Genomic DNA, 7,394 nt, shown 5'->3' with positions numbered 1-7,394 from the left:
GAGGGAGACGCACAGGGTATGTTCCTTTTTGCTCTTTTTGACAATACACATGAGTCCTTACTGTTCGCCGTGTTTGGTGTAGTTATACTCCTTTTCCTTATTATCGATCTGGGAGTTTTTAATAAAAAGGCACATCGTATTTCAACAAAATCAGCGCTGTATCAATCCATTTTTTGGGTGGTGATCTCAGTGGCCTTTGGCTACCTCATCTATTTATATGATGGAGGGGCCACCAAAGCCTTAACTTACTTCTCAGCCTATCTTACGGAGTATGCACTGTCAGTTGACAATATTTTTGTAATACTCCTTATCCTGAGATACTTTCATGTTAAAGAGGAGTACTATCACAACATCCTTTTCTGGGGTATACTGGGAGCCTTGGTTTTCAGGGCCATATTCATTTTCGTAGGAGCCTACCTTATCGGTCAGTTTTACTGGATACTGTATATTTTCGGTGTCTTTCTGGTTTACTCCGGTATTAAAATATTCTTTGAGGGCGAAGAAGAGGAAATTGACCCGGGTAAGAATCCATTGTTAAAGTTTGCCAGAAAGTATCTTAAAATTACCAAGAGTGATTTTGGAGGCAAGTTTGTTGTCAAAAAGAGTGGCTCCATATTGTTCACGCCGCTGTTTTTGGTAATACTTTTGATAGAAACTACAGACCTCATTTTTGCAGTGGATTCTATTCCTGCAGCTTTTGCGATTACCCAGAGCGAATTCATTATTTACACCTCAAATATTTTTGCAGTACTGGGCTTAAGAGCCAAGTTCTTCCTGCTTGCAGGTATAATCGATAAGTTTTACCTCCTTCAAAAAGGGCTTTCATTTATCCTTATCTTCATAGGGGCTAAAATGCTGCTGGAAGTTATAAATGTTCATATAGATATTGTAATATCATTTACCGTCATCATCGTGACGCTTACCGCCTCTATCATCATGTCGCTCGTAATTCCGAAAGCCAATTCGGGAGAGTAGATCAGCCGCCCGCCATTTCTGAAATCACACTTTTTGGAATAACTCTCAGCAGAATTTCATAAGAAAGAAAATCTTTAGGCAGAGCGATTACCCTAAAGCTGGGGATGGTTTTTAGAATATTGATAAACTTCAGGCGTAGAGCCTCTTTTTCATCATCGGTGAGTTCCGATACCTTTCCCTTTCTCAATATCTCGATCAGCTCGATGTCGTCAGTCATTTCAAGCTTTATTCTGTTTTTGTATTTTTCGGTTACCCTTGCTATTCGGCCCACATAATCCTGGCTGATCGCCTGGTGGTCTTTTTTCAGTTGAAGGCTGTCAAGCTGTTGCCAGTTTTGAAGCACAAAACCTTCCACGGCTATCATGCTGCTGTCAAAGTCTTCATTTGAAAAGCCTAAAGACTGGTTGAAATTACTTAAGAAGTCCCATTCAATATCCTCGACCATTTTGTCAGACCATACAGTCAGGATAGCCAACTCCAGAAAGTACTTTCGGATCACCCAGGGGTCGGTCTCTTCTACAGGTATATCCTGTATGGCCAGACCATGTCCGAAATACTCATAGGCCACACGTCTTTTCTCCGCGGGAAGCCCTGAGTTCTCTATGAAATGTTCAAACAGCTTTTCTTCTTCACTTTCCACACGTTGGTTTGCATGTGCTGCCGCTGCCATCACTTTTACAGCCGTATAGCTTAGTTCCTCCTTCTCATCTTTAAAAAAATCCAGCAGCACCCGGTCAGGGCTCGTGTGGCTCCACTGCCCGAAAATATAGATGTCGAGAAACAACTGACCGTGATTGAAGAAATCTGTCCAGAAATTACTGCTTTTCTTAAAAATGATGTCCAGCCTTTTTTCAAGTATCTTCTCTGTTATAAGGAGTACGTCCTTCTTTTGCCCTAACCAGTTGGTTAAAGAGGTGGAGATTTCAGGATAAACGCCATTGTAAAAATGGTTGACACTATCCATGGTATCAATCATCAGATTGTAGAAGGCATCAGCAGTGTCTACAGGGCTTGCAGCATACAGCTCAGCTATATTGATAAAGCTATCTGCCAGTAAAACCTTAATGGTGTCGAGCTTGCCCCAGCCATAATCTACTTCCAGGTCATACACATGTACAGGGTAGCCATACATTATCCCGGTGGGTTGTATTATACCGTAAAAAGACTGGTCGGGGTGCTGGCCCTTTTTAGTTTTTTCAAACTCTTTGGACTTTTCGAACAGGTTCTTCCTATAATGCAAAAACTCTTTGAGCCAGCCCTTTTTCGCAGGATTCATAGACAGAATTTAACAGTTTTACCTTAATATCCGAGAAATATTTAGGATCGGGGTATTGCAACTCCTTCATTTTTAGCTTTTTCACGATACAGCGCAAGTATCCTGTCGGTAACTTTCCCCTTTTTTCCAGAGCCGATCGTTCTTCCGTCTATGTTTAGCACAGGTGATATTTCGCCCATGGTACCCGTAACAAACACCTCATCTGCAATGTACATCTCCGCAATGGATATACGCTTTTCTTCAATTTCAATATTGTTGGCTTTGGCCAGGTTAATAACATTCCGTCTGGTAATTCCCGGCAGGCAGCTATCAGCAAAAGGCGTTTTTACGGCACCATTATTAATGAAAAAGATGTTTGTGGCATTTGTTTCAGAAACAAATCCGTCCACATCCAGCATTACGGCATCATCCACTCCGGCAAGGTTGGCTTCGATCTTGGCCAGTATATTGTTGATCAGGTTGTTGTGATGGATCTTGGAATCTATGCACTGAGGGGGATTCCTTCTGATGGAGGAGGTTATTAATTTGATGCCGTCAACATTATAAACCGGTTTTTTCCATTCGGCCAGCACGATTAAGGTTGGCCCATATTGGTTAAAATGCGGACTCATACCGGAAGTTACCTTTCGGCCACGGGTCAGTGTCAGGCGAATATGGCTTTCGTCGTACATGCGGTTGGCATTGAGAGTTTTAAATACCTGATCCTTAATGTAGTCGCGTGAAGGGATTTCGGCAAAGGCCATAGCTTTAGCTGAGGCAATCATACGGTCGATATGCTCCTCAAGCATAAACACCTTGCCGTCATATATCCGTAAGCCTTCCCAAACAGCATCACCACCTTGCACTACACTGTCGAAAACCGATACTTTAGCCTCTTCGCGAGGGTATAGTTTGCCATCTATATTGATGAGGATATTTTCATTTCTTGAATCCGGAAGTTGAACGTTTCTCATATCAGAATTTTAAAGCTTTTTGGTATAAAAAATTATAGTAAGGTTCGCATTCTTCTAAAAGAGGCTTAAGCCGCTCAGGGAATGGCTCTTTTTTACTTTCATAGGGAGTAAACCCTTCGGACTGGTGTACCCGGTGGTACCAGTACTTCGCCCAGACCCCATCTTCTGCCCTCGGGCCTTTTTCCCATTTTAGCATGGCAGGGTAGAATGGGATCTCCAGTACCTCACATACCTTCTTCAGTATTTTTTGAGGATCACTGAGCAACAGCCGGGAATCAATCACCGGTACCTGTTTGCCTTTCCTCGCCAGTATCTCGTACAGGTCCTTTTGCAGCTTCAGCCCGGTATCACGCAATACAGGTTTTTCGAGTTGGTTAATCAATGAAGGAAGCATTTCCCTGGGGTCACGGATCAGAAAAAGATGCTCCATATTATCCAGCAGTTTTTCATCAAGATCCACCCAATGGTGGCCCATGTTCTTCAAAAAAAGAATATCCCTGTCAGTGGGATGATTTTGAAGGTCGAGGAGTACCCTGGTGCCGTCATTCTCCATGCTGTCCAGTACCTCCTGCTCTCCGGGGTGGTTGGCTGTAGTTCTGGATAAGTAGTGGGCATAAAGGGGTTCGTCAATTACTTTGGTATCCGGGCGCTGTGCAAAAGAATACATCAATGCCGTGGACACATTGCGCGGGCCGGACCATAGTGATAAAATTTTCATTGCCGTAAGCTATCAAAAAGGTATAGAATATACAATAGCTTCATACCACAAGTCCGGAGTGCCGACCTAAAAGATGTGTAATGGATTAACCATGAAAAGCCCTAACTATAAAAATCCAGGACAAAAATTGTTAGAAAAACGTAGTAATAAGTACTTTTCGGAAGTAAATATGCTCTTAAAAACCTATCTTACTTCCTCTCCAGCCTTTTTCTTCCACACTCTCGGCAGATTTCAATACCTTCTCTTTGAGTTCATCTTTATACTTTTCAAGGTTTTTGGCTGTTTTTTCGTCAAAAGCACCTATCATTTCTGCGGCCAGTATGCCGGCATTTTTGGCACCATCGAGGGCAACTGTGGCTACCGGTATGCCGCCGGGCATCTGCAGGATAGACAGTACGGAATCCCACCCATCGATGGAATTGCTTGACTTTACCGGTACTCCGATTACCGGCAGGGTAGTCATGGATGCTACCATACCCGGGAGGTGTGCAGCGCCACCGGCACCGGCAATGATCACCTTCAAACCTTTTGAACGTGCAGAGCGTGCATAATCCACCATGCGGTCAGGGGTGCGGTGGGCCGATACTATGGTCAGCTCATAGCTTACCTGTAACTCTTCAAGTATTTCCGCAGCCTCTTTCATTACCCTCAGGTCCGACTGGCTACCCATGATTATTCCTACTACCGGTTTGCTCATAATTTATGCGATCACTTTTAAGGTTTGTTTTACAAAATTAACTTTCTCTTTCAGGGCGGCAACATCCTGATCAATGATGGTGACATGGCCCATTTTCCTGAATGGCTTCGTCAGTTTCTTCCCATAGAGATGGATGTGTACACCCTTTTGTTCCATCACGGCATTCAGCCCTTTGTAGCGTGCTTCGCCGGTGTAGCCATCTTCCCCCAGCAGGTTTACCATGGCAGAGGGAATTAGTGCTTCCGTATTACCCAAGGGCAAATCAAATATAGCCCTTAAATGCTGTTCATATTGGGAAGTGTAGTTGGCTTCAATGGTTTGGTGGCCACTGTTATGTGGTCTCGGAGCCACTTCGTTCACCAGAACATGGTCATCCTGATCCACAAACATTTCCACGGCCAGTAATCCCACCATATCCAGCTTTGAGATCACTTTTTTTGCTATGGCATCGGCTTCCCGGGCCACTGTGTCTGAGGTTTCGGCCGGCGCAAAGAGGTATTCCACCAGGTTAGCTTCCGGGTGAAACACAAGCTCAACCGGCGGAAACGAAGTAATCTCACCCTTTTCATTGCGGGCTACAATTACGGCTATTTCTTTTTTAAAGTTTATTAACTTTTCAAGCAGCCCTTTGGCATCAAATGCCTTGTCAAGATCAGCCTCAGACCTCAAGATCTGTACGCCTCTTCCATCATAGCCTTCTTTTCCAAGTTTATTTACCGCAGGAAGAAAATCCCTGTAATTATGCACATCGTTCCTGTCTTCCGTAAGTATGAATTCTGCTGTTGGAATATCATGGTCTTTATAGAACTGCTTCTGAGTGCGTTTATCCTGAATAAGCTCTATAACCTCAGGCTGAGGGAACACCTTCTTGCCTTCATCCCGCAGTTTTTTTAGGGCCTCGGTGTTAACATTTTCAATTTCGATAGTAAGGATATCACAGTCTTTTCCAAAATTATAGACCGTATCAAAGTCGGTAAGCTTACCGACCACAAATGCACCGGCCACCTTTTTGCATGGGGCATTTTCATCAGGGTCAAGGATTTTGATATCCAGATTAAAATCAAGTGCTGACTGGATGAGCATTCTGCCTAGTTGGCCACCCCCAAGTATGCCCAGTTTTTCAGCCTGTATAGATCTTTGAGACATTGGAAAAATATTATAGCCCGAATGGCTTTTCCTGGTTTAATTATTTAATCAGACTAACCGATTGAATAGTGTCACCCACTTGAAGCCGGTGTACTACGTCCATTCCGTCAGTTACCTGCGCAAATATAGTATATCTTCCATCCAAATGTGGTGTCGGAGAGTGAGTAATAAACCATTGTGTACCTTCGGTATCCTTACCGGCAGAAGCCATGCCCACCGAGCCTTCCGCATATCGAAGATTTGCCAGCTCGGAGCGTATGGAGTAATCTTCTCCGCCATAACCATCGCCGCGGTTGCAGCCTCCCTGCACTACAAAGTTCGGCACTACCCGGTGAAAATTCTTGCCGTTGAAATACCCCTTTTGCGCCAGGGACACAAAGTTAGCTACCGAGCCGGGTGCCTCTTCTACCAGAAGGCGTAGCTCTATATTGCCTTTTCCTGTTTCAACCATCATTTTTTGATCCTTTGTCAATGATTTCACCAATTCCCAGTCGATCGGGTGGTTATATTCGTTAGTAACTTCTTCCTCTTCAGTACCTTCAAAATGAGCGATAGGAGCTTTATCCTCTGCCAATCGTAGCGCAGTTCCCAACAACATTGCTTTTACTTTGGAGGAATCTGCTGCCAGGGCGGTTTCGGTAATAAAAGGCTCATCATCGGCAGTAGCCTGGGCATCAATAACCCCAGCCGCTGTTATAGCAACATGCAAGTTTTCATCACCCAAAGACTCATAGACAACAGTATTTGTCTGATCGAAGTTAAATGCTGATAAGGCCCTGAGTGCATTGACCCTCACGCGATAGTCGGCATCCTTTTTGGCCAGTACTACCAGAGCATTTATTGCGGTTTCTGACTGTATGTTGCGCAATGCTGTGGCAGCAGCCATGCGTACATTAGGAGAAACATCACTGGTCGCAGCTTTAATAATCGCAGTTTCATAACGCTTGAGTTCAAGGTTTTTGCCTCTGGCCAGGAAGTGAGCTGCACCCAGACGGGTTTCATAACTATGGGCACTGTCAAGCAATGACACCCCAAGCCTGACAGCTACACCATCATGCACATTTCTGATCCCTGCCCTGTAAAGGCCCCAGGCCAGCCCTTCCTTTTCTTTGACTGACGCGTCGGGCTGATTATAGAGGAGCTGGATCTGAGGCTGGGTAACTACTTTGCCCAATGCCTCCAGAAGCTCCCTGCGCACAAAAACACTATCTTCATCCTGAAGAGCTCTGGTCAGCGGCACTACCGCACTACTGTCATAGCTCTGTCCTAAGGCATATGCAGCAGCTTTTCTTACCTGAGCAGAGCTATCATAAAGAAGTTGGCCCAGCATCGGAATGGCCAGGCTATCCTGCACAGACCCGAAGGCCTCGGCGGCAGCCATGCGGTATTCGGAATTTTCATGGTTGAAGTAAGCCAGCAGTTCTTTGGTATCCCTTTTATCCTGATAATCATAAATTTGTACCAGTGTTGAATCAGCATATTTGTTTAGGGATATGTCACCCGGTTTTTCTACCTTAGCCTGACATGCTGCGATTAGGCATAAAACGGATAAAAGCCAGCCTGAGCTATAAAGTTTGTGAGGGAATTTGTTCATAATGATCTGTTGATGATAGCCAAATATAATGATAC

The 7,394-nt window shown here is 44.4% G+C and carries 7 protein-coding genes; 1 reads left to right on the top strand and 6 read right to left on the bottom strand.

What is annotated here, in order from left to right; translation table 11 throughout:
• Window positions 1-18: 18 nt before the first annotated feature.
• Window positions 19-975, top strand: coding sequence for a TerC/Alx family metal homeostasis membrane protein (locus E1163_RS04220; protein ID WP_155169811.1), 957 nt, complete (start codon window positions 19-21; stop codon window positions 973-975).
• Between the two features lies 1 nt (window position 976).
• Here E1163_RS04220 and E1163_RS04215 read toward each other — a convergent pair whose 3' ends face one another.
• The 6 genes from E1163_RS04215 to E1163_RS04190 all read right to left on the bottom strand — a co-directional run.
• On the bottom strand, window positions 977-2,251 hold the full coding sequence (locus E1163_RS04215) for a hypothetical protein (protein WP_155169809.1): 1,275 nt from the start codon (window positions 2,249-2,251) through the stop codon (window positions 977-979).
• 41 nt (window positions 2,252-2,292) lie between these two features.
• Entirely contained in the window at window positions 2,293-3,204 is a 912-nt protein-coding gene (locus E1163_RS04210) for an aminotransferase class IV (protein WP_155169807.1), read from the bottom strand.
• A gap of 1 nt (window position 3,205) precedes the next feature.
• Window positions 3,206-3,922 carry a sulfotransferase-like domain-containing protein gene (locus tag E1163_RS04205; protein WP_155169804.1) on the bottom strand — a complete coding sequence of 239 codons (717 nt, stop codon included), beginning with the start codon at window positions 3,920-3,922 and terminating at the stop codon, window positions 3,206-3,208.
• 175 nt (window positions 3,923-4,097) lie between these two features.
• Window positions 4,098-4,619 carry a 5-(carboxyamino)imidazole ribonucleotide mutase gene (gene purE / locus E1163_RS04200; protein ID WP_155169802.1) on the bottom strand — a complete coding sequence of 174 codons (522 nt, stop codon included), beginning with the start codon at window positions 4,617-4,619 and terminating at the stop codon, window positions 4,098-4,100.
• Window positions 4,620-4,622: 3 nt separating this feature from the next.
• Window positions 4,623-5,765, bottom strand: a complete 1,143-nt coding sequence (locus tag E1163_RS04195) for a 5-(carboxyamino)imidazole ribonucleotide synthase (protein ID WP_155169799.1) — start codon at window positions 5,763-5,765, stop codon at window positions 4,623-4,625.
• 40 nt (window positions 5,766-5,805) lie between these two features.
• The coding region (locus E1163_RS04190; protein WP_221417928.1) for a peptidylprolyl isomerase at window positions 5,806-7,394 on the bottom strand (1,589 nt) is incomplete at its 5' end.

This window comes from Fulvivirga kasyanovii (genome assembly GCF_009711405.1).
GTDB classification, from domain to species: domain Bacteria; phylum Bacteroidota; class Bacteroidia; order Cytophagales; family Cyclobacteriaceae; genus Fulvivirga; species Fulvivirga kasyanovii.
Note: the sequence above shows the minus strand (reverse complement) of the source record. Positions and strands in the feature narration are given on the sequence as shown.